Origin of the sequence: Microbispora siamensis, from assembly GCF_016863095.1 — a bacterium.
GTDB lineage: Bacteria > Actinomycetota > Actinomycetes > Streptosporangiales > Streptosporangiaceae > Microbispora > Microbispora siamensis.
Genome location: NZ_BOOF01000031.1, coordinates 131,865 through 151,579, shown reverse-complemented (window position 1 = coordinate 151,579; position 19,715 = coordinate 131,865). Strand labels below are relative to the sequence as shown.

21 protein-coding genes and 1 riboswitch are annotated in these 19,715 nt (G+C 70.2%); of the genes, 15 read left to right on the top strand and 6 right to left on the bottom strand.

Annotated features, from left to right (window positions below):
- The first annotated feature begins 36 nt into the window (after nucleotides 1–36).
- From Msi02_RS26010 to Msi02_RS25995, 4 genes are read left to right on the top strand one after another with little or no spacing between them, the layout of a single operon-like run.
- Complete coding sequence (locus Msi02_RS26010) at nucleotides 37–963, top strand: ABC transporter permease (protein ID WP_204050674.1); 927 nt, start codon at nucleotides 37–39, stop codon at nucleotides 961–963.
- Nucleotides 956–1,903, top strand: coding sequence for an ABC transporter permease (locus Msi02_RS26005; RefSeq protein WP_079319289.1), 948 nt, complete (start codon nucleotides 956–958; stop codon nucleotides 1,901–1,903). The genes Msi02_RS26010 and Msi02_RS26005 overlap by 8 nt, the downstream gene beginning before the upstream one ends.
- Nucleotides 1,904–1,916: 13 nt before the next feature.
- A complete protein-coding gene (locus tag Msi02_RS26000; protein ID WP_204050673.1) occupies nucleotides 1,917–2,948 on the top strand; it encodes an ABC transporter ATP-binding protein in 1,032 nt (343 codons plus the stop codon).
- Nucleotides 2,932–3,948, top strand: a complete 1,017-nt coding sequence (locus Msi02_RS25995; protein ID WP_079319290.1) for an ABC transporter ATP-binding protein — start codon at nucleotides 2,932–2,934, stop codon at nucleotides 3,946–3,948. The genes Msi02_RS26000 and Msi02_RS25995 overlap by 17 nt, the downstream gene beginning before the upstream one ends.
- A 15-nt stretch (nucleotides 3,949–3,963) precedes the next feature.
- Here the strand turns inward: Msi02_RS25995 and Msi02_RS25990 are convergent, their stop codons facing one another.
- Complete coding sequence (locus Msi02_RS25990) at nucleotides 3,964–4,770, bottom strand: SAM hydrolase/SAM-dependent halogenase family protein (RefSeq protein WP_239108711.1); 807 nt, start codon at nucleotides 4,768–4,770, stop codon at nucleotides 3,964–3,966.
- 106 nt (nucleotides 4,771–4,876) lie between these two features.
- On the opposite strand from Msi02_RS25990, the gene Msi02_RS25985 reads away from it, so the two are divergent.
- From Msi02_RS25985 to Msi02_RS25970, 4 genes are all read left to right on the top strand, one after another.
- Nucleotides 4,877–5,158, top strand: a complete 282-nt coding sequence (locus Msi02_RS25985; RefSeq protein ID WP_079319307.1) for a DUF3263 domain-containing protein — start codon at nucleotides 4,877–4,879, stop codon at nucleotides 5,156–5,158.
- A 94-nt stretch (nucleotides 5,159–5,252) separates the two neighbouring features.
- Nucleotides 5,253–6,074 carry a trehalose-phosphatase gene (otsB, locus tag Msi02_RS25980; RefSeq protein WP_204050671.1) on the top strand — a complete coding sequence of 274 codons (822 nt, stop codon included), beginning with the start codon at nucleotides 5,253–5,255 and terminating at the stop codon, nucleotides 6,072–6,074.
- A gap of 10 nt (nucleotides 6,075–6,084) precedes the next feature.
- Nucleotides 6,085–6,684 carry a hypothetical protein gene (locus Msi02_RS25975; RefSeq protein ID WP_204050670.1) on the top strand — a complete coding sequence of 200 codons (600 nt, stop codon included), beginning with the start codon at nucleotides 6,085–6,087 and terminating at the stop codon, nucleotides 6,682–6,684.
- Between the two features lie 69 nt (nucleotides 6,685–6,753).
- Nucleotides 6,754–7,353 (top strand): hypothetical protein, encoded by a 600-nt coding sequence (locus Msi02_RS25970; protein ID WP_204050669.1) that lies wholly within the window; start codon nucleotides 6,754–6,756, stop codon nucleotides 7,351–7,353.
- Between the two features lie 25 nt (nucleotides 7,354–7,378).
- Here Msi02_RS25970 and Msi02_RS25965 read toward each other — a convergent pair whose 3' ends face one another.
- Both Msi02_RS25965 and Msi02_RS25960 read right to left on the bottom strand, forming a co-directional pair.
- On the bottom strand, nucleotides 7,379–8,545 hold the full coding sequence (locus Msi02_RS25965; RefSeq protein WP_204050668.1) for an MFS transporter: 1,167 nt from the start codon (nucleotides 8,543–8,545) through the stop codon (nucleotides 7,379–7,381).
- A gap of 66 nt (nucleotides 8,546–8,611) precedes the next feature.
- Nucleotides 8,612–10,036: an alpha,alpha-trehalose-phosphate synthase (UDP-forming) gene (locus tag Msi02_RS25960; protein WP_079319295.1), complete on the bottom strand. Its 1,425-nt coding sequence runs from the start codon at nucleotides 10,034–10,036 to the stop codon at nucleotides 8,612–8,614.
- Nucleotides 10,037–10,139: 103 nt separating this feature from the next.
- On the opposite strand from Msi02_RS25960, the gene Msi02_RS25955 reads away from it, so the two are divergent.
- The 5 genes from Msi02_RS25955 (at nucleotide 10,140) to groL (ending at nucleotide 14,932) form a co-directional block, all read left to right on the top strand.
- Nucleotides 10,140–10,691, top strand: coding sequence for an RNA polymerase sigma factor (locus Msi02_RS25955; protein WP_079319296.1), 552 nt, complete (start codon nucleotides 10,140–10,142; stop codon nucleotides 10,689–10,691).
- 96 nt (nucleotides 10,692–10,787) lie between these two features.
- Nucleotides 10,788–10,927: riboswitch (SAM riboswitch) on the top strand.
- Nucleotides 10,928–10,941: 14 nt separating this feature from the next.
- A complete protein-coding gene (gene thrC / locus Msi02_RS25950; RefSeq protein ID WP_204050667.1) occupies nucleotides 10,942–12,216 on the top strand; it encodes a threonine synthase in 1,275 nt (424 codons plus the stop codon).
- Between the two features lie 44 nt (nucleotides 12,217–12,260).
- Nucleotides 12,261–12,536 carry a MoaD/ThiS family protein gene (locus tag Msi02_RS25945; RefSeq protein ID WP_030509193.1) on the top strand — a complete coding sequence of 92 codons (276 nt, stop codon included), beginning with the start codon at nucleotides 12,261–12,263 and terminating at the stop codon, nucleotides 12,534–12,536.
- A gap of 256 nt (nucleotides 12,537–12,792) precedes the next feature.
- The gene (locus tag Msi02_RS25940; RefSeq protein ID WP_079319298.1) at nucleotides 12,793–12,993 is read left to right on the top strand and encodes a cold-shock protein; all 201 of its coding nucleotides are present in this window, start codon (nucleotides 12,793–12,795) and stop codon (nucleotides 12,991–12,993) included.
- A gap of 316 nt (nucleotides 12,994–13,309) precedes the next feature.
- Nucleotides 13,310–14,932, top strand: a complete 1,623-nt coding sequence (gene groL, locus Msi02_RS25935) for a chaperonin GroEL (protein WP_079319299.1) — start codon at nucleotides 13,310–13,312, stop codon at nucleotides 14,930–14,932.
- Nucleotides 14,933–15,004: 72 nt separating this feature from the next.
- Here the strand turns inward: groL and Msi02_RS25930 are convergent, their stop codons facing one another.
- Both Msi02_RS25930 and Msi02_RS25925 read right to left on the bottom strand, forming a co-directional pair.
- Nucleotides 15,005–15,433, bottom strand: a complete 429-nt coding sequence (locus Msi02_RS25930) for a GNAT family N-acetyltransferase (protein ID WP_079319300.1) — start codon at nucleotides 15,431–15,433, stop codon at nucleotides 15,005–15,007.
- A complete protein-coding gene (locus Msi02_RS25925; protein ID WP_204050666.1) occupies nucleotides 15,430–17,415 on the bottom strand; it encodes a HelD family protein in 1,986 nt (661 codons plus the stop codon). Before Msi02_RS25925 ends, Msi02_RS25930 begins: the two co-directional genes overlap by 4 nt.
- Before the next feature lie 137 nt (nucleotides 17,416–17,552).
- On the opposite strand from Msi02_RS25925, the gene Msi02_RS25920 reads away from it, so the two are divergent.
- Nucleotides 17,553–17,861 carry a hypothetical protein gene (locus Msi02_RS25920; protein ID WP_204050665.1) on the top strand — a complete coding sequence of 103 codons (309 nt, stop codon included), beginning with the start codon at nucleotides 17,553–17,555 and terminating at the stop codon, nucleotides 17,859–17,861.
- Between the two features lie 345 nt (nucleotides 17,862–18,206).
- Here the strand turns inward: Msi02_RS25920 and Msi02_RS25915 are convergent, their stop codons facing one another.
- Nucleotides 18,207–19,076 (bottom strand): SCO6745 family protein, encoded by an 870-nt coding sequence (locus Msi02_RS25915; RefSeq protein ID WP_204050664.1) that lies wholly within the window; start codon nucleotides 19,074–19,076, stop codon nucleotides 18,207–18,209.
- A gap of 97 nt (nucleotides 19,077–19,173) precedes the next feature.
- On the opposite strand from Msi02_RS25915, the gene Msi02_RS25910 reads away from it, so the two are divergent.
- A complete protein-coding gene (locus Msi02_RS25910; RefSeq protein ID WP_204050663.1) occupies nucleotides 19,174–19,713 on the top strand; it encodes a CGNR zinc finger domain-containing protein in 540 nt (179 codons plus the stop codon).
- Nucleotides 19,714–19,715 lie beyond the last annotated feature (2 nt).

Genomic DNA, 19,715 nt, shown 5'->3' with positions numbered 1-19,715 from the left:
GCATGTACGACCTTTAGCGTCAGATCGGAGGTGCGCATGGGCCGATACGCGATCCGGCGCCTGCTGCAACTCGTGCCTGTCGTGCTGGGCACGACCTTCATCATCAACTACATGGTCTGGCAGCTCCCGGGTGACCCGTTCGCCGGGAGATGCGGCCAGCGGCCCTGTCCGGACAGCTATGTCACGGCCATGCGCGAGCAGTTCGGGCTGGACCAGCCCATCCTGGTGCAGTACTGGAGCTTCCTGAAGAACCTGCTCACCGGGAACCTGGGCACCGACTTCAACGGCGTGTCCGTCGCGACCCAGCTCGGCGACGCCTGGCCGATCACCATCAGGCTCGCGCTGATGGCGGTGCTCTTCGAGGCGATCATCGGAATCGGCGCCGGCGTGCTGTCGGGGCTCAAGCGCGGCGGCTTCCTCGACAACGTGGTGACGATCTCCACGCTGTTCCTGCTGTCGCTGCCCATCTTCGTCACCGGTTATCTGCTGCAGTGGATCCTCGGTGTCCAGTTCCACGTGATCGAGCCGACCGTGACGGACGAGGCGACGATCCCCGAGCTGATCGTCCCGGCGCTGGTGCTGGCCAGCCTCAACATGGCGTTCACCGCGCGGCTCACCCGTACGAGCATCGTGGAGAACCTGCGCGCCGACTACGTGCGTACGGCCGTGGCCAAGGGCCTGACCAACCGGCGGGTGGTCGGGATCCACCTGCTGCGCAACTCGCTCATCCCGGTGCTGACGTTCCTCGGCACCGAGGTCGGCTCGCTGATGTCCGGCGCCATCATCACCGAGGGCATCTTCAACATCCACGGCATCGGCGGCCTGCTGTGGCGGGCCATCAACGGCCAGGACTACACGATCGTGGTCCCCGTGGCCACGCTGCTCGTGCTCGTGTACCTGCTCTCCAACCTGCTCGTCGACCTCCTCTACGGCGTGCTCGACCCGAGGATCCGCTATGAGTGACCCGACCGCGACGCAAGATCTGATCAAGGGCGCGGACGAGCCGACGGCGAGCCCGGTCGCGGTCCGGGACAGCCAGCGCAGCCTCTGGCGCGACACGTGGGACATCCTGAAGCGGCGCAAGATCTTCTGGATCTCGCTCGTGATGCTGGTCGTGTTCCTCCTGATGGCGGCCTTCCCGTCGCTGTTCACGCACAAGGACCCGGAGTACGCCACGCTCGCCAAGAGCATGGAGCTGCCGAGCTCGGACGCGTGGTTCGGCTACGACCTTCAGGGGCGCGACGTCTACGCCCGTGCGGTGTACGGCGCCCGCACCTCGATCATCGTGGGTGTGCTGGCCACGCTGGCCACCGTCCTGCTCGGCGGCCTGACGGGCGTGCTGGCGGCCTACTTCGGGCGCTGGCTCGACGCGATCATCTCCCGCGTCGGCGAGATGTTCCTCGGCCTGCCGTACGTGCTGGGCGCGATCATCATCCTCGGCACCATCGCGCCGGCCCAGTCGAACCCCGGCAAGGCGACGATCATGGCGGTCGTCATCGTCGTGCTCGCCCTGCTGGGCTGGCCGATCCTGATGCGCATCGCCCGCTCGGCCGTCATCCAGGCCAAGCACCAGGACTACGTGCAGGCCGCCAGGGCGCTCGGAGCCGGACCGCTGCGGATCATCTTCAGGCACCTCCTGCCGAACTCGCTGGCGCCGATCCTCGTGTACGCGACGATCACGATCGGCAGCTACATCGGCGCCGAGGCCACGTTGTCGCTGCTCGGTATCGGCCTGCGTTCGCCGGTCATCTCCTGGGGCATCGCGATCGCCGACCACGCCTCGTACATCAGGACCGCGCCGCACGCCATGTTCTTCCCGGCCGCGTTCCTGTCCCTGTGCGTGCTGACCTTCGTCATGCTCGGCGAAGCCGTACGCGACGCCCTCGACCCGAAGCTTCGATGAGGAGGCACAGCGAGTGACGGAAGTGCTTTCCGAGCAGGTGGGCAGAGGCTCCCACAGCGGCGCCCTGCTGGAGGTGGACGACCTCCACGTCGAGTTCCGCACCCGGGCGGGCGTGGCCAAGGCCGTCAACGGCGTGACCTACAGCGTGGACGCCGGCGAGACGCTCGCCGTGCTGGGCGAGTCGGGCTCGGGCAAGAGCGTCACCGCCCAGACCATCATGGGCATCCTCGACATGCCCCCGGGGAAGATCACCGGGGGCGAGATCCGCTTCCGGGGCGTCGACCTGCTCAAGCTCCCCGAGGACCAGCGCAGGAGGGTCCGCGGGGAGGGCATCTCCATGGTCTTCCAGGACGCGCTGTCCGCGCTGAACCCGGTCTTCCCGGTCGGCTGGCAGATCGCCGAGATGTTCCGCATGCACCGCGGCACGTCGCGGGCCGAGGCCAAGAAGAAGGCCGTCGAGCTGATGGACCGGGTCAGGATCCCGGCGGCCAAGGACCGGGTCAACGACTTCCCGCACCAGTTCTCCGGCGGCATGCGGCAGCGCATCATGATCGCCATGGCGATCGCGCTCGACCCGGAGATCCTGATCGCGGACGAGCCGACCACCGCGCTCGACGTGACCGTCCAGGCCCAGATCATGGGCCTGCTCGCGGAACTGCAGCGCGACAGCAACATGGGCCTGATCCTGATCACCCACGACCTCGGCGTCGTCGCCGACGTCGCGGACAAGATCGCGGTCATGTACGGCGGGCGCATCGTCGAGAACGCCCCGGTGCACGACCTGTACAAGAACCCGGCCCACCCCTACTCCAAGGGGCTGCTGGAGTCGATCCCCCGGGTGGACCACAAGGGCCAGGAGCTCTACGCGATCAAGGGCCTGCCGCCCAACCTGCTGGAGATGCCGACGGGCTGCGCCTTCCACCCGCGGTGCCCGTACCGGCGGGACAACTGCGTGACCGACGTGCCCCCGCTGTACACGATCAGTGGCACCCGCGGCAGCGCCTGCCACTACTGGAGGGAGGTCATCGATGAAGGCGAACACTGAGTCGATCCTCGAAGTCCGCGACCTGGTCAAGCACTTCCCGCTCACCCAGGGCATCGTCGTCAAGCGGCAGATCGGCGCGATCAAGGCCGTCGACGGGGTCTCCTTCGACCTGCACCGGGGTGAGACGCTCGGGATCGTCGGCGAGTCGGGCTGTGGCAAGTCCACCCTGGCCAAGCTGCTGATGGCGCTGGAGCGGCCCACGTCGGGCTCCGTGCGCGTCCACGGCAGGGACATCACCACGGCCAGGGGCGCCGAGCTCAAGCGGATGCGCCGCAACATCCAGATGGTGATGCAGGACCCCTACACCTCGCTGAACCCGCGGATGACCGTCGGCGACATCGTGGGGGAGCCGTTCGAGATCCACTCGGACGTCGTGCCGAAGGGCGGCCGGCGGCGCCGGGTGCAGGAACTGCTCGAGGTGGTCGGCCTCAACCCCGACCACATCAACCGCTACCCGCACCAGTTCTCCGGCGGCCAGCGCCAGCGCATCGGCATCGCCCGCGGCCTGGCGCTCCAGCCTGAGATCATCATCTGCGACGAGCCGGTCTCCGCGCTCGACGTGTCGATCCAGGCCCAGGTCATGAACCTGCTGGAGCGGCTGCAGAACGAGTTCGACCTCGCCTACATCTTCATCGCGCACGACCTGTCGGTGGTCCGCCACATCTCCGACCGGGTCGCGGTGATGTACCTCGGCAAGATCGTCGAGCTGGGCAGCGACGCCGAGATCTACGACAGCCCGACGCACCCGTACACCCAGGCGCTGCTGTCGGCCGTCCCGGTGCCCGACCCCGAGGGCCGGGAGACCCGCCAGCGGATCATCCTGCAGGGCGACCCGCCCTCGCCGGCCAACCCGCCCTCGGGCTGCCACTTCCGCACGCGGTGCTGGAAGGCGCAGGACATCTGCGCCGAGCAGACGCCCGCGCTGGAGGCGCGCCCGGGCAGCGGCCACCCCAGCGCCTGCCACTTCGCGGAGGCCCGCGACGTGGTGAACGCCCAGTAGAACCAACCGGCCGGGTCAGCGCCCGGGCGACAGCCGTACGTGCGCGCCCGGGGGCAGACCCAGGCTGTTGGCGGCGTCCCCGGCGTTGATCGCCATCGCGACCAGGCCGGCGGAGTCGGCGAACGCCACCAGGTCGCCGGGCGGCACGGCGGTGAACGTCTCCCGGAACGGCACGGCGATCTGGCGGCGCCCGAGCCAAACGGCGACGGTGTCGCCGAGCCGTACGCCGAGCTCGGCCAGGTCGGAGGCGGTGATCGACAACTGGACGTTGCCGTGCCTGTCCACCGACAGCACCTCGCCCTCGGCCGCGCCGTCCCGCAACCGGCAGGTCGGCGCGGGCAGGGTCACCAGGCGCTCCACGGGCATCGGCGGCCCCACGTCGGCGACCGCGCGTCCGGTGCACAGGTGGGCGGCCACCGGGGCGAACAGGTCCCGTCCCGGGAAGGTCGGTGAGACGCTAGCCAGGAACAGGTCCTTGTTCGTCATCTCGTAGGCCGCCTCGGCGCCTCCCGCGGCGCGGACGGCCCACGACAGGATGCCGTTGTCCGGGCCGAGGAACACCCGTCCCCCCGCCTCCACGGCGACCGCGCGCCGGTTCACGCCCACGGCGGGATCGACGACCGCGAGATGGACGCCGGCCGGCAGGTAGGGCAGGGTCTGCGCGAGGATGGCCGCGCCGCGCCGTACGTCCCCGGCGGGAACGAGATGACCCACGTCGATGATCCGAGCCTGCGGAGCGATGCCCGCGATCACGCCGTGGCACGCGGCGACGAACCCGTCCTCCAGCCCGTAGTCGGTCAGAAGCGTGATTACAGAGCTCACACCACGTGACATTACGTCCGTCCTGCCCGGCCTGAACACCCCGGGTTCGTCTCGCGGGCTTGGCATTACCATGGGACGGGCTCGCGAGCCGATCGAGGAGGAGCGGATGGACACCGAACCGGCCGGCGGCGACGGGCTCGACCTCTCGGACCGCGACCGCGAGATGCTCGCGTTCGAGCGCCAGTGGTGGCGTTACGCGGGCGCCAAGGAACAGGCGATCAGGGAGGCCTTCGGCATCTCGGCGACCCGGTATTACCAGTTACTCGGGGAGCTGATCGATCGGCCCGAGGCGCTCGAGCACGACCCCATGCTCGTCAAGCGGCTGCGCCGGATGAGAGCCGGCCGGCGGCGCGACCGCTCGGCCCGCCGTTTCGGACTGAACTCCTGATTCCCATTGGTTTCTCCCCTTCCACGCATGAGCCCCGCTCCCGGGGCATGAGGCCGTCGAGGCGTACGCACGTGACCCCCTTCGGAGTGAGGCCATGACCCTGCCCGCGCACGCAGGACTCGACGCGATCGTCGCCGATCCGGCCGGCGCCGTGATCGGGCTCGACTACGACGGCACGCTCTCCCCGATCGTGCCCGACCCCGCCGCCGCCCGGGTGCATCCCGGCGTGCCCGGCGTGCTGGCCGCGCTCGCCCCGCTGGTGCGCGCCGTCGTGATCGTCACCGGCCGCCCGCCGCGTACGGCGCTCGCCCTCGGCGAGGTCCCCGGCGGGCCGTCCCTCGCCGACGTGCCCGGCCTGGTGATCCTCGGCCACTACGGGCTGGAACGCTGGGAGGACAACCGGCTGACGGCTCCGCCCCCGCCGCCGGGGCTCGACCTGGTCCGCGCCCGGCTGCCCGAGCTGGTGGGAGGCCTCGACGGCGCGTGGATCGAGGACAAGGACCGGGCCGTCGCCGTGCACACCCGGCGGTGCGCCGACCCCGCGGGGGCGCTGGAGGCGCTGCGCGGGCCGGTCGCGGCGCTGGCCGAGGAGGCCGGGCTGGCGGTCGAGCCGGGCCGCATGGTGCTGGAGCTGCGGCCTGCCGGAATGGACAAGGGACGGGCCCTGTCGGCCTTCCTCGCCGAGCGGGACGCCCGCTCGGTCATGTTCGTCGGCGACGACCTGGGGGACCTCGCCGCCTTCGATGCGGTCGAGTCGGCCGGGATCCCCGGCGTACGGGTGTGCAGCGGGTCCACGGAGGTGACCGCCCTGGCGGAGCGCGCCGACGTGGTGGTGGACGGCCCCGACGGAGTCGTGGCCTTCCTCGGCGACCTCGTGGCAATTCTCGGCAAGCCGTCTGCAAGCGGCCGGGCGTAATGTCCGGGGCATGAGGAAGACGATCTCGGCCGCGGCGGCCGGCCTGGCCGTGCTGGCGGCGTCCCTGGCGGCTCCGGCGGCGGCGTTCGCGAACGACAGCGCGGCCACCAAGCCGCTGCACCTGCGCAAGGGCCTGACCCTCAGGATCCCGTCGTCCTGGAAGGTCGACGCCAAGGACAAGGACTGGGTGCGGGTCATCACCGGCTCGTGCCCGACCAAGGGCACGGACACGTACGGCTTCCGCGACTCGGGGTGCCACAGCTTCTGGGTCATGGGGCCCGGAGCCATCAAGATCGGCCACGAGCTGTTCCAGAAGTACACGCCGGACGGCCCGTTCTACCCGGCCACCGACGTCGGGCCCTGCCCCGTCAAGAAGAACCTCTACATGGGCCAGAGCAAGCTCGCCGAGAAGGGGCTGCGGCAGGTCGGGCCGGGACACAAGGCGTACTACCGCAACTGGGCGGGGACCTGCGTGACCATGAGCTCCTACAAGGTGAAGGCGCACTACAACCAGCGCGAGTGGTACCTGCCGACGTCGAAGATCCTGGTGATCGACCAGTGGGGGACCCCGGGGCTGAGCACGATACTCAAGAACGCCACCTGGAGCTGACGTCGCACTTGGTGATTTGTCTATCGGGCCGCAAGTCGTCCGCAAGCGACCGCGCCTAGTGTGCCGGACATGTTCAGAAAGACGATCTGGGCCGCGGCGGCCGGCCTGGCCGTGCTGGCGGCCACCCTGACGGCTCCGGCGGCGGCGTTCGCGAGCGAAAGCGGCGGCACCAAGCAGGTCCACCTGCGGAACGGTCTGACCCTCACGATCCCCACGTCGTGGAAGGTGGCCAAGGACGACAAGGACTGGGTGCGCGTCATCACCGGCTCGTGCCCCACCTACGGCACCGAGGACTTCGGTTTCCGCGACTGGGGGTGCCACAGCTTCTGGGTGCTGGGTCCCAAGGCGCTCAAGATCGGGCTCCGCACGTTCCAGGCGTACAAGCCGAAGTACGGCTTCGACCCCGCGACCGACGTCAGCATCTGTCCCAAGAGCTACAAACTGTACAAGGGCGAGTGGAAGATCGCGGAGAAGGGGCTGCGGCAGGTCGGCCCCGGCCACAAGGCGGACTACCACAAGTGGGCGGCGACCTGCGTCGACAAGAAGTGGCGGGTGAAGCTGCACTACAACCAGCGCGAGTGGTATCTGCCCACGTCGAAGATCCTGGTCCTCGACCAGTGGGACCACCCGCAGCTGAGCGCGATCCTCAAGAACGCGACCTGGAACTGATCGGCCTTCAGAGTGGCCCGGACGTTCAGGAACGCGTCCTGGACGCGGCCACTCCGCCCGCGGCTATCGCGATCAGGGCGGGCGCGAGCAGGAACGCCGTGTGCGTCCCGAAACCGTCGCCCAGCGCGCCGAGCACGAACGGCCCGCTGCCCGAGCCCATGCCCGCCCAGATCGAGGCCGTGCCCGACGCCTGGTCCGGCCGGCCTCCCGACACCTCGATCATGCGCGTCAGGCCCATGGGGAACTGGACCGAGATGCCGAGCCCGCTGAGAGCGAGCCCGGCGTAGCAGACCGGCGCAGAGGTTCCCACCCAGAACAGCGCCCAGCCCGCCAGGGTCACCCCGAGCGAGCCCAGCAGCACCGACCCCGGCGCGAAGCGCAGGGCCAGCCGGGCGCCGCCGAACCGGCCCGCGGCCATGCCGGCCAGCATCGCGCTCAGCCCGGTCGCCGCCACGCCGGGGGACAGCCCGGTCCGCTGGGAGAGCAACTCGGCGGCCCACAGGTTGAAGGCGAACTCGAGGGCCACGCGGCACAGCAGGACCGCTCCGGCGACGTGGAAGCGCCAGCCGTACGGGATTCTGCCGGAGGCCCTGGACGGCGACGGCGACCGCGGCGGAACGGGCGCCGGCGGCACCCAGACCCGGCCCATGAACAGGGCCAGCAGGAGGGTGGAGGCCACGGGCACCAACAGCGCGGGCCGCCAGCCGGCCGGCGACTCGGCCACCACGCTGAAGGCGTAGGTGGCGGCGATTCCGGCGATGACGGCGACCGCGTTGGCCTCGCTGATGACGGCCGCCCCCGCCGGGCCGTGGTGGTCGCTGAGCACCGCCATCATCACGTACAGCGCCGTCGAACCGCAGGCGCCGGCGAGCGTGAAACCGGCCAGCGTGAACGGGAGCGCGTGCCCGACCAGGACGAGGAGCACCCCGGCGTTCATCCCGGCCAAACCGGCCCAGGTGACGACGCGGCGCCCGAACCGCCTGGTCAGCGTGGGCAGGGCCAGCCCGCCGGCGATGCCGCCGAGCGCCATCCCCGTGCCGTGCAGCCCGCCGACGGCCTGGGACACGCCGAGTTCGGCGCGCAGGAGGGGCAGGGCGGCCGACATGCCGTACAGGTAGGTGGCGAAGGTGGCGAGCTGGAGATAGATCAACCAGGTGGGGCTGTCCCTGGTGACCTTTATGTTGCGGTCCAAAACCAGGCAAGGGTAGCGCAGCAGATCATCCGGGCACGAGAGCCGGTCGCCCGGCGCCGGCCCCGTCTAGATCAGCGCGGCGAGCTGGTCCTCGAACCAGCGCTGGGGCGGCAGGGCGGTGGCGGCCTCCCGCAGCCGCAGGCCGCGCGTGAGCCGCTCCTGCTCCGGCAGCGTCAGCGCCTCGTGCAGCGCCGCCGCCGTGCCGGACACGTCGTAGGGGTTGACGAGCAGGGAGTCGGCCCCCAGCTCGGCCGCCGCGCCCGCCTCGCGGGACAGCACCAGCGCGCACCGGGGCGACAGGATCGGGCCCTCCTTGGCCACCAGGTTCATGCCGTCCCTGATCGGGTTGACGAGCAGCACGTCGGCCAGCCGGTAGGCGGCCAGCGAGCGCGGGTAGTCGTCGTTCACGTTGAGGATCAGCGGGTCCCAGTCCTCGGTCGCGTACTCGTCCTCGATCTCCTTGGCGCAGCGCTGCACGGCCGCCGTGTACTCGCGGTATTCGGGCAGGTCGTGCCGCGAGGGATAGGCGAACGCGAGGTGGACGACCCGGCCGTGCCACTCGGGATGGGCGGCCAGGAACTCCTGGTAGGCCCGCAGGCCGCGCACGATGTTCTTGGAAAGCTCGGTGCGGTCGATGCGCACGATCAGCTTGCGGTCGCCCACGAGGTCCCTGATCACGGTCATGTGCGACTCGACGTCCGGCTCGCCCGCCCGGGCGAGCAGCGCCTCGCCGTTCACCCCCAGCGGGTGGACGCCGATCCTGGTGGTCCGCCCTTCGTACGTCACCGTGCGGGCGGCGTGGTCCGCCCGGGCCCCGAGCAGCGTCTCGCAGCAGTCCATGAAGGCGCGGGCCCAGCGCGCGGTGAGGAACCCGGCGTGGTCGGCGCCGAGGATGCCCGTCAGCACCTCGGCCACGACGTCCTCGGGCAGCAGCGCGAAGTATTCGGGCGGCGCCCAGGGCGTGTGCGAGAAGTGGGCGATGCGCAGGTCGGGCCGCTCGACCCGGAGCATCGCCGGGGTCAGCGTCAGGTGGTAGTCCTGCACCATGACGCGCGCCCGGTGGGCCGCCTCCTCGGCCAGGGCCAGCGCGAAGGCCCCGTTGTACGTGCGGTACGACTCCCACTCGCGGCGGAACCGCGTGCCGAACTCGGGGGAGAAGGGCGTGTTGTAAAGCAGGTGGTTGACGAACCAGAGAGTCGAGTTGGCCACGGCGTTGTAGGCCCGGTGGAAGACCGCGGGCGGGATGTCCAGCATGCGGATCGGCCCCGTCTCGAAGGCCCGGTCGAGGCGCCCGCCGGGCGCGTGACGCACCGCGCCCCGGTCGCCGTCCGACAGCGCCGCGCAGACCCACAGGACGTCGGTGTCCTTGACCACCTCGGACAGGCCGGAGACGAGCCCGCCGCCGCCCCTGCGCATGGTCAGGCCGCCGTCGTCCGACAGCGTGAAGGACACCGGACCCCGGTTGGACGCGATCAGAACGGTGCTGCTCATCTTGGGGTTCCCTCGATCAGAGCGGGCGCGCATGCCGGAAGATTAATAAAAGCCGACCTCCGTCAATAGGATGTCAACCGATCGCGGGAGGGCTGAATACGGCATGGCACTGGACGACACGACCGAGGACCTGGCCCGATCGGCTGCCCAGGGGGACCACCGCGCGCTCGGTGAACTGCTGCGGCGCATCGAGCCCGACGTGTTGCGGCACTGCGAGCGCCTTCTACCGTATCGGCAGGACGCCGAGGAGGCCGCGCAGGACACGCTGCTCGCCGTGGCGCGCAACATCGCGAGGTTCGAGGGGCGGGCCAAGTTCAGCACCTGGCTGCACATCGTGACCGTGAACTGCGCCAGGACCACCTACCGCTCGCTCAAGCGGCGCTCGTCGGAGCAGGCGGAGGAACTGCCCGAGCAGCGGCCCGATCCCCGGCGGGTGAGCGTCATCGCCGGGTCGCGGCTCGACCTGCTCGACGCGATGGAGGCGCTGGAGGCCGAGCGGCCCGACCTCGCCCAGGCGCTCGTGCTGCGCGACATCTGCCAGCTCGACTACGCGGAGGTCGCCGACCAGCTCAAGATCCCCCTCGGAACGGTCAAGTCCCGTATCCACCAGGCGCGCAAGTACGTGCAGAGCGCGCTCGGCGAGGCGTACGGCTGATACGAAACGTCTCGCCATGTGAGACGTCGGAACGGACACCGGGGACGCCGGGGTACAGTGCTAGAGACCTTTCTCGGAAGGTCCTACAACTGAACATGCTCATCCAGAGGGGTGGAGGGACCGGCCCTGCGAAGCCCCGGCAACCTCCCCGGTGTCGAACTCGTGCCCACGAGGCCCGGCCGGGACAGGTGCCAATTCCGGCTCGCGGCCAAGGTGGTCGCGAGCGAAGATGAGGGAAAGGCCTCGCTTCATGGCGCACACCAGCACTGCCGCTAACACTGCCGCGAACACCGTCGAGTTCGGCCCCGCCACCGGCCTTTCGTGTCGCGAATGTGGCGCTCTTTACGACCTCGGTCCGATTTTCGCCTGTACGGAGTGTTTCGGCCCCCTTGAGGTGGCGTACGACTTCGGCGAGGTTCGCCGGGAGGACATCGAGTCCGGCCCGGCGAACATCTGGCGGTACCGCTCCCTGCTCCCCGTTCCCGCCGGCGTGGCGGCCAAGCCCAACCTCCAGCCCGGCTGGACCAAGCTCGTGAAGGCCGACAGGCTGGCGGCCGAGCTGGGCCTGCGGTCGCTTCACGTCAAGGACGACTCCGGCAACCCGACCCACTCCTTCAAGGACCGGGTCGTCGCGATCGCGCTTGAGGCCGCGCGCAACTTCGGCTTCCACACCCTGTCGTGCTCCTCCACCGGCAACCTCGCCGGCGCGGTGAGCGCGGCCGCCGCCCGGGCCGGGCTGGACTCCTGCGTGTTCATCCCCGCCGACCTGGAGCCGGCCAAGGTCACCATGGCCGCCGTGTACGGTGGCCGCCTGGTCGCCATCGACGGCAACTACGACGAGGTCAACCGCTTCTGCTCCGAGCTCATCGGTGACGAGCTGGGCGAGAAGTGGGGCTTCGTCAACGTCAACCTCCGGCCCTTCTACGCCGAGGGCTCCAAGACGCTGGCGTACGAGATCGCCGAGCAGCTCGGCTGGCGGCTGCCCGACCAGATCGTCATCCCGGTGGCCTCCGGCTCTCAGCTCACCAAGATCGACAAGGGCTTCCGTGAGCTGATCAAGCTGGGGCTGGTCGAGGAGCGGCCCTACCGGATCTTCGGGGCGCAGGCCGAGGGCTGCTCGCCGGTCTCCCGGGCGTTCAAGGCCGGGCAGGACGTGGTGCAGCCGGTGCGGCCCGACACCATCGCCAAGTCCCTGGCGATCGGCAACCCGGCGGACGGGCCGTACGTGCTCGACATCGCGCGGCGGACGGGCGGCGCGGTGGAGGACGTGAACGACCAGGAAGTGGTCGAGGCCATCCGCCTGCTGGCCAGGACCGAGGGCGTCTTCGCCGAGACCGCGGGCGGCGTCACGGTCGGCGTGCTCCGCAAGCTGGTGCGCGAGGGCCGTCTCGACCCCGATGCCGAGACCGTGGTGCTGAACACCGGCGACGGGCTGAAGACACTCGACGCGGTGTCCGAGCACGCCCGTCCCGCCGCCGTCATCCGTCCCTCTCTCGACGCGTTCCGTGCGGCATTCGCCAACTGAAAGCGTTTCAACAGGCCCATCGGTAGTAAGAAAGCGAGCGAACAATGAGCGTTTCCGTGCGGATTCCGACGATTCTCCGGACGTACACCAACGGAGCCGCGGAGGTGAGCGGGGAGGGGGGAACGCTCCGGGAGGTCCTGCAGAAGCTGGACGCGGACTACCCCGGCATCGGCGGGCGCATCCTGGATGAGACGGGTAAGATCCGGCGTTTTGTCAACGTCTACGTCGGGGAAGAGGATGTCCGATTCGCCGACGGTCTGGACACCGCCACGCCGGACGGGGTGCAGATTTCGGTCATCCCTGCCGTCGCCGGAGGCTGAGCCGCCGCGCCGGGGCCGAGCACCTGACATGCACTTCTGTCGGTGAAGAAGTCATGCGGTGCCATGGCAAATGGTGCAGCTCTCAACTATTCAACAGCAAAGTGAATATTCTTCGATCCCGCTTTGAGCGAACGCCAAGTAGTAGTTTGCGGATTGACTCTGTTGTCCTACGCCTTGACACGGGTATGGTCGAGGACGATCGACAAAACCGGGGGCTTCTTGGGTGTGGTCCCCAGCCCAGCAAGAGGAGTCGGAAGTGGCGCAGGGCACCGTCAAATGGTTTAACGCGGACAAGGGCTACGGCTTCATCGCGGTAGACGGTGGTAAGGACGTGTTCGTCCATTACTCGGCAATCCTGATGGACGGCTACAAGGCCCTCGAGCAGGGTCAGCGGGTTGAGTTCGACATCACGCAGGGTCAGAAGGGCCCGCAGGCGGAAGCCGTACGGGCCGTCTGATCCCGTCATCGACCTTGGAAGGCCCGGCGCGCGGACACCGCGTGCCGGGCCTTCCGCGTGTCTCCCGCTTCGCTCGACGGCTCGCTCGGTGTCTCCCGCTTCGCACTGGTCTGGGCATACCGTCCAAGCTGGTCAGAACGGCTTCCGCTTGCACTCTCAGGGGTAGAGTGCTAAATACTTGTTTGGCACTCTGAGGTCGAGAGTGACAACAACCGGGATCGGGGCGATGGGGCCCGCGCAGGGATAGCGGGTCCAAGCCGTCGCGGGCGTCGGCTCGGTCCGTTGAAGACACCCTGCTACTGGGAGGTCTAGCCTAATGGCAGCCAAGATGATCGCGTTTGACGAGGACGCCCGGCGCGGTCTCGAGCGCGGTATGAACCAGCTCGCCGACGCCGTGAAGGTGACCCTCGGCCCCAAGGGCCGCAACGTCGTGCTGGAGAAGAAGTGGGGCGCCCCCACGATCACCAACGACGGTGTCTCCATCGCCAAGGAGATCGAGCTCGAGGACCCGTGGGAGAAGATCGGCGCCGAGCTCGTCAAGGAAGTCGCGAAGAAGACCGACGACGTCGCCGGTGACGGCACCACGACGGCCACCGTGCTCGCCCAGGCGCTGGTCCGCGAGGGTCTGCGCAACGTGGCCGCCGGTGCCAACCCGATGGCGCTGAAGAAGGGCATCGAGGCCGCCGTCGAGCGCGTCAGCGAGGAGCTGTCGAAGCTCGCCAAGGACGTGGAGACCAAGGAGCAGATCGCCTCCACCGCCTCCATCTCCGCCGCCGACACCGAGATCGGCGCCCTCATCGCCGAGGCGATGGACAAGGTGGGCAAGGAAGGCGTCATCACCGTCGAGGAGAGCAACACCTTCGGCCTGGAGCTGGAGCTCACCGAGGGCATGCGCTTCGACAAGGGCTACGTGTCCGGCTACTTCGTGACCGACCCCGAGCGCATGGAGGCGGTCTTCGAGGACCCGTACATCCTGATCGTCAACTCCAAGGTCTCGGCGAACAAGGACCTGCTCCCGCTGCTCGACAAGGTCGTGCAGTCCGGCAAGCCGCTGGTCATCATCGCCGAGGACGTCGAGGGCGAGGCCCTGGCCACCCTGGTCGTCAACAAGATCCGCGGCCTGTTCAAGTCCGTGGCCGTCAAGGCTCCGGGCTTCGGCGACCGCCGCAAGGCCATGCTGGGTGACATCGCCATCCTCACCGGTGGCCAGGTCATCTCCGAGGAGGTCGGTCTCAAGCTCGAGAACGCCACCCTCGACCTGCTCGGCCGCGCCCGCAAGGTCGTCGTCACCAAGGACGAGACCACGATCGTCGACGGCGCCGGTGACGCCGAGCAGATCGCCGGCCGGGTCAACGAGATCCGCGCCGAGATCGAGCGCACCGACTCCGACTACGACCGCGAGAAGCTCCAGGAGCGCCTCGCCAAGCTGGCCGGCGGCGTCGCCGTCATCAAGGCCGGCGCGGCCACCGAGGTCGAGCTCAAGGAGCGTAAGCACCGCATCGAGGACGCCGTCCGCAACGCGAAGGCCGCGGTCGAGGAGGGCATCGTCCCCGGCGGTGGCGTGGCCCTGCTGCAGGCCGGCGCCAACGCGTTCGACAAGCTCGAGGTCAACGGCGACGAGGCCACCGGTGCCGCGATCGTCCGCAAGGCGCTCGAGGAGCCGCTGAAGCAGATCGCCGTCAACGCCGGCCTCGAGGGCGGCGTCGTGGTGGAGAAGGTCCGCAACCTCCCGGCTGGTGAGGGCCTCAACGCCGCGACCGGCGAGTACGTCAACATGTTCGAGTCCGGCATCATCGACCCGGCCAAGGTCACCCGCTCGGCGCTGCAGAACGCGGCGTCCATCGCGGCGCTGTTCCTGACGACCGAGGCCGTCATCGCCGAGAAGCCCGAGAAGGAGAAGGCCCCCGCCATGCCCGGCGGCGGCGACATGGACTTCTGATCCATCTGCCTGCTTCGTCTCAACGGAAGGGCGGTTCCCCCTCGGGGGAGCCGCCCTTTCCCGTTGTACGCCTCAGGTGAGGCGCCTGACCCAGCGGGCGCAGTCGGTCTGCATCGCGTATCCCGCCGCCGTCCAGGCGTGGTGCGCCAGGGCGTTGTCGTGCAGGACCATCGCGTCCGCGCGGAACGCGCCGAACTTCCTGAACCGCTCCTCGGCGGCCCGGATCAGCCGCGATCCGATGCCCATGCGCCGGTGGGCCGGGTCCACGGCGAGCCGGTAGAGGTGGGCGCGCCAGCCGTCCCACCCGGCGATGAGCGTGCCGGCGATCCGGCCGTCGATCTCGGCGATGAGCAGCGCCTCGGGGTCGCGCTCGATCAGAGCCACGACCTTGCCGGCGTCGTCGTGCCTGTCGGTGTTCTCCGCGGCGTCCAGCCAGAACCGAAGCACGGCGGGGACGTCGTCGAGCGCTCCGTGGCGGATGCGTACATCGGGCGGGTTCATCGCAGTTCCTCGGGCAGGTCGCGGCTGTGTAGGACGGTCAGTGACGTTACCGCCCGGGTGAGGACCACGTAGAGGCGGGCGAGGCCGCGCTCCTCGGCCTCCGCGATCGCGGCCGGCTCGGCGACGATCACGTGGTCGTATTCCAGGCCCTTGGCGAGCGTCGCCGGCACCAGCAGCACCCGGTCGTCGCCCGTCGAGTCGGGGCCGAGCACCGTGTGCGGCACCGCGGCGGCCTCCAGGGCCGCCGAGAGCGCGGGAAGGCCGGAGTCGGCCGCGATGACGCCGATGGAGCCCTCCTGCGCGAGGGCCTGCCGTACGGCCTCGGGGAGGGCGGCGGCGACGTCGGTCTCGCGGCGTACGGACAGGGAGCCGGCGCCGGGACGCAGCGAGCGCGGCGGGGCGAGATCCGGCGCCACGGAGGGCAGCAGCCGCGCGGCGAAGTCGAGGACCTCGCGGGGCACGCGGAAGCCGAGCGTGAGCTCGGTGACCTCGCCCGAGGGCTGGCCGAGGTGGTCGAGCACGGTCTTCCACGAACGCGCCGACCAGGGCGTGGTGCCCTGCGCGAGGTCGCCGAGCACGGTCGCCGAGCCGGTGCGGCAGCGGCGTCCGAGCGCGCGCAACTGCATCGCCGACAGGTCCTGCGCCTCGTCCACCACGAGGTGTCCCTGCGACGGCGTCCGCTCGATCAGGTCGCCGAGTTCGTCCAGCAGCGCCGCGTCGGCGGCCGTCCACTTGGCCGACCGGTGCGACTTGTACGGCTTGCGCCACACGATGAGCTGCTGCTCCTCCGGGGAGAGGTCGGACCGGGCCGCCTTGGCCAGGAACTCGGGGTCCGACAGCAGCCGGAACAGCACCTGCTCGGGGGTGAGCTTCGGCCAGACGGCGTCCAGCACGGCCTTGACCGGCTTCGACCGGGCCACCGCGTCCTGCACGCGGTCGTCGGGCGACTCGCCGCGCCGTTCCATCTGCACGAGCACGGCGTGGGCGAGCCGCTGGGCCAGGGTGGCGCGGCCCGGGCCGTACCTCGTCGTGCCGCGCAGCGAGGCGACGATCTCACGCACCTCGTGATCGGCCACCCGGTAGCGGTTGATGCCCTTGGTGAACAGCACCCCTTCGGACGGCTTGGTGACGTGCAGCCACAGCGCCCGCTTGACGACCTCGGCCATGCGGGCGTCGCCCTTCACGGCCGCCACCGCGGGGTCCTCGGGATGGGCGTGGCCGCCCAGGACGCCGGCCACCGTCGTCTGGTCGACCTTCACCTCGCCGAGCGCGGGCAGCACCGAGGAGATGTAGGAGAGGAAGGCCCGGTTGGGCCCGACGATCGTCACGCCGGAGCGCGACAGCTTCTCCCGGTGGGTGAACAGCAGGTAGGCCGCGCGGTGCAGGCCCACGGCCGTCTTGCCGGTGCCCGGCGCGCCCTGCACGCAGACGGTCACGCCGAGGTCGGCGCGGACGATCTCGTCCTGGTCGGGCTGGATGGTCGCCACGATGTCGCGCATCGGGCCGGTGCGGGGCCGCTCGATCTCCTCGGTCAGCAGCCTGCTCTGCCCGAGCGCCCTGCCGTCGAGCGGTTCGTCCTCGTACGCGGTGAGGTCGCCGCCCTGGTAGCCGAACCTGCGGCGCAGCGCGATCCCCATGGGGTCGGCGGGACTGGCCTGGTAGAAGGCGCGCGAGATCGGGGCGCGCCAGTCGATCACGAGGGGCCGGCTGCTCTCGTCGTGGACGTGCCTGCGGCCGACGTAGACCGTGCTCGGCAGGTCGTCGCCGGCCGCGCGGTCCAACCGGCCGAAGAACAGCGGCGCGTCGGGGTGGTCGGCCAGTGCGGCCACCCGCTGGTCGAGCAGGCCCTGCAGGACCTGCTGGGACACCCAGTCGCCGGCGGCGTCCGCCGACAGCGACTGCGCGTGCTCACGCATCGCTCGCAGCGCGGCGCGGGAGGCCGCGAGATGGGCGCGCTCGGCTTCGAGCACATTTCCGGGCATGCGGAAGCTCCTCCGGGCATGACGGGGACAGGACTGGTGGAAGCGGGAAGCACAAGAGCTTAGCGATGGGCACCGCAATGCCGAAACGGTATTTCTCTCGCGTGTCGCCGTTTCCCGGGGCGGGTATCTGTACCCGGGTGACGCGCACCGTGGTTCCTCCGGCGATCCAGGCGGCGGCGAGCCTGCTGCTCGCCACGCTGTGGGGGTTCGCGGTCTTCGGCGACTGGAGCAGGCAGGCCTTCTGCGTGACGAGCATGGGGCCGTCGCCGGACTGCGCGGACCGGATCGCCTCGGTGATCGCGCTGTCCGTGATGGTCGCGGTGGTCGCGGCGTGCGCCACTGGGGTCGCCTGGCTCGCCAGGCGCGAGTCCCTGTACGGCGTCGCCGTGGGGGCCTGGGTCGTCGCGCTCGTGGTGCTGTTCGTCGGCGGCCTGGCCGCCCAATGACCGCGTCCCCGATGATCGGCACGGAAAGCTTTCCGGCGACCTGACGATGGAGCGCTCCATGGTCAGGCCGCCGGGGAAACGACATGCAGTGGTGGGGTGATTTGTCCCGATATGGCGCTTTATGTGAGCCGTGCGTGCTCAAGGGCGAGGTAGCGGGCAGCGAGAAACCAGGAGCAAGACGAAAAATGCGCATATTGCGTGATTCGCCTTGTCTGCTGGGTATTGCCGCCATCACGACTGCATCATGGACGGGTAAGGCGCGAGGGGGTGATGTGGTGACAAGGCCCAAGGGCATCTCCTGGACCTAGTGACGCCGCCGGTCCTGACGAAGACCGGCGGAAGGGATCACTCGGGGGCCTGGATCTTGCCGATGCCGAGTGTGGTGACGGTGGGCAGCAGGCCCGCCTCGAACACGGCCCCGAGCAACGGCAGGTTGAGCTCGGCCAGCCGCTCGGCCCCCGCCTCGCCGAGCGCCCGCCACGGGCCCGCCGCCAGCTCGTCGGTCATGCGCTCGACCTGGTCGCGCAGCGCCCGCCCCGCCGGGGTGGCCGTCCCCTCGCCGTCGATCAGCCCGCGTCCGGCGAGCCGGTCGCGGGCGGCGGCCCATTCCTCGTCGCTCCAGCCGCGGCCGGCGAAGTTCTCGGCCGGGGCCGCCCCGACGGCGGCGAAGGAGACCAGGGCCTCGCAGGCGTCCAGGCCGGCGGCGTGCAGGGCCGTCAGGTGCCCGTCGCCGCGGTGCTCGCGCAGCACCGTGTACGCCTGCCACAGCGCCACGTGCGGTTCCTCCGCCCAGGGGAGGTCGAGGTTGGCCGCGGCGAGCGGCCGGTGGGCGACGTCCACGCTCTCCGCCGCCCTGATCGCCAGCTCGGCCGCCTCCTTGACGCCGTCGTCGATCCGGTCGCCGAGGAGCCCGCGCAACGTCCGGTCCATCGCCCGCAGCCGCGCCTCCAGCACCTGTGCGGGCGTCGCGGTCTCCCAGACGCCCGGCACGTGCTCGGCGATCATGCTCGGGCTGAAGCTGTAGTAGGTGGCGGCCACCAGGGCGGGTCCCGCCGCGCCCAGCGGCGCGGTGCGCCAGGCGAAGTAGCTCGGCCAGCGCGTCGTGACGTCGTAGCCGAGCGCGGCGGCCTCCTCGAAGGCCTCCGGGCTGAAGTAGAGCGTGGCGTGGACCGGCTCGATCTGATGCCACATGGTGCGGGCCAGGCGTACGGACATGCCTCAAACCTCACTGTCTAGTTAAGCTACGACAGTGACGATAGAGCCATGGCGCATCACTGGTCAATCCGAGATAGACAGTTATGTCGGGAGCAGGGTGGAACTCGCCGTCCTCCTGGTGAACGCCCTCGCCGCCGAGTCGGTGCACGGACGCCCTGTCACACCGCCGCAGACAGGCGGCGAACGGCTCGCCGCGATCCACGCGGGCCTCGCCGCCGCCGGTCGCCCTCCGAGCGGGCTCACGGCGGCCGACGCCGATCGGCTCGCGGAGGTCGCCGCCGAGCTGCGCCCGCTGTACGGCGCGGGGGACCGCCTGCCCGAGGCGGCCGAACGGCTCAACGACCTCCTGGCGCGGCACGGCGCCGTGCCCACCCTGTACGGCGACCCGGGAAAGCCGCTCCAGCTGGCCTTCCACCGGCCGGGCGCGACGCTCGTGGACGCCTGGGCCGCCGACATGGGCACCGCGCTGGCCATGGTCATCGGGGTGGGCCAGGGGGCGCGGCTCGGCGCGTGCCAGGCCGCGTCGTGTTCCCTGGTCTTCTTCGACACCACGCGCAACGCCTCGCGCCGCTTCTGCGATCTGTCCTGTCAGAACCGGGCCAAGGCCAGCGCCTACCGCGCCCGGCGCCGTACGTGACC